This window comes from Leifsonia sp. HAY1-4F (genome assembly GCF_056755275.1).
In genome coordinates, this window is sequence record NZ_JBNDHX010000757.1 from 1 (window position 1) to 229 (window position 229).

General features: G+C 59.8%; 1 protein-coding gene. It reads left to right on the plus strand.

Features of this window, described 5'->3' with window-relative positions; translation table 11 throughout:
* Positions 1-20: 20 nt before the first annotated feature.
* Positions 21-229: hypothetical protein (locus tag ACPYOG_RS21235; RefSeq protein ID WP_481296008.1), on the plus strand; the 209-nt coding region annotated here is incomplete at its 3' end.

Consider the following 229-nt stretch of genomic DNA (forward strand, 5'->3'; position numbering starts at 1 on the left):
AATTCGCGCCCATCCTGGCCATGACTGGAACCGTGACAGGTGTGTGCACGATTCCGAACGGACCCGGATCGTTGCCGACATCAACCTCCTGGAACCTGGCTGGCACCGCGTTGGCGTCGTCGCCCTACGCGGGAATCGGCGCCAAGTTCAGATCGGCGGGTAACTCCACCGGTGACGCATTCGTCCAGGGCAAAAAGGTGTATCTCTCTGGAGTTAATACCGTCCTCTG